Raw genomic sequence first — 1,510 nt, 5'->3', positions numbered from 1 at the left:
TTGATATGTTAGGCGGCCACGATTACCTGATTCTTACTCATAAGACTACCGGCGCCAAAATTACGTTAACAGGTTGGCATTCCAGTGATGAGACTACTTATGGCGTGTATTTTTCCGCAGACAAAAAAATCGTGTTCAGCACACCGGGGCAAAGCCCTATGGTGGAGGCGGCAAGAAACACTCCCGGTTATACCGGATAAGAAACAGTGGTTGGGAAGATAACTTTTCCAAGCATTTCAAAGCGTCTTTTAGTTTTATACTACAGAGTATTATTTAATATATTATTAATTAAAGGAAGGTGAGTATTATTATGGCGTACACGTTAAACGGTAATAAGGAGATTGTTGGTACCAACGGAGCGGACAAGGCTACAATTACGAAAAACAACAATTATTTTTGGGGCGAAGGCGGTAACGATACCATTACTAGAAAATCAGGAAAAAGCAACTACGCTTACGGAGGGACCGGAAAGAATAAGCTTTATCTAAAGGGTGGTTCGAGTAACTCTATTTATGGCGGCGCCACGAAGGCTGTTCTTTCCATTACAGGAAAAGGCAAAGACCAATATATCCATGGGGGCGGCGGAAATGATGAGATTACAGTAAACGCCACCAGCACAGGCAACAATGTCTACGGAGAGGCCGGCGATGATATAATCAATGTAAAAAAAGCAGGCAAAGGCCTAGCCATTTACGGTGGCGCCGGTAAAGACAAGATTACGGTCAAAAACACTGCCAGCTGGAAAATTTATGGAGCCAACTTTATGGATGTAACCGGCGACAAGGCGGATTTCATCTCTGTGTACTCCGGCAAAGGCTCAATTTCAGGCGGCGCCGGCAGCGATAAGATCACTCTTGGCAAAGGGGTCAAGAACGGTATATCTGTGAACGGCGATTCTGCGTATGGTGGTACCGGTAATGATACAATAACTGTAAACTATGGAAGCAGCCACAAAATTGAAGGTGGTAAAGGTCAGGACTTCATAAACATTAACAAAGGCAAAAACCACACTCTGACTGCTGACTCCAACGATCGTATCACCCTGAAAAAAGGTACGACCGCGTCCGTTATAAATATTGAAAATGGCAACAGTGCTAAACTGGCGGGCAAGGTGACCCTGAACAGCGGCAGCAAGGCAAAATTAGTTTTAGATAACTTTGACCACAAGTATTCAAACAAGCTGACCATCACCGCGGCTAATGGTACTGTAACAGATAACACTCTGTATTTCACCGGACAATATCAGACAGGCCTGAATGATCCTAATTATTCATTTACACAGTCTGGCGCCAGCCTGGTCATCAATAACCAAATTTATCTCGAAAACTTTGCCAGCGGGGCTTATTCCGGCGGTTTTGTGTTCTCATGCGACGGCAGGTATCCTACTTCCATGTCTTTTGAAGACATAAAGAAAGCAGCTAATTGGAAATAAACGGAGCGAGAGACGTATCTTATCTATGAGCTATGAAGATATAAAGACCAAGGCCGGGCTGTAATTTGTAAACAGATA

2 protein-coding genes are annotated in these 1,510 nt (G+C 43.8%); both read left to right on the top strand.

Going from position 1 to position 1,510, the window contains the following annotated elements:
* A partial coding sequence (locus IKN49_04100) for a hypothetical protein (protein ID MBR3632224.1) occupies positions 1 to 200 on the top strand: 200 nt, incomplete at its 5' end.
* A 110-nt stretch (positions 201 to 310) separates the two neighbouring features.
* Entirely contained in the window at positions 311 to 1,432 is a 1,122-nt protein-coding gene (locus IKN49_04095; GenBank protein ID MBR3632223.1) for a calcium-binding protein, read from the top strand.
* The last annotated feature ends 78 nt before the right edge of the window (positions 1,433 to 1,510 follow it).

The organism is Elusimicrobiaceae bacterium (assembly GCA_017528825.1).
GTDB lineage: Bacteria > Elusimicrobiota > Elusimicrobia > Elusimicrobiales > Elusimicrobiaceae > Avelusimicrobium.
This window is presented reverse-complemented; position numbering and strand designations above follow the sequence as displayed.

Excerpts from the sequence above, each read along its gene's own strand:
- IKN49_04095 (MBR3632223.1), top strand. The coding sequence starts at position 311 with ATGGCGTACACGTTAAACGGTAATAAGGAGATTGTTGGTACCAACGGA.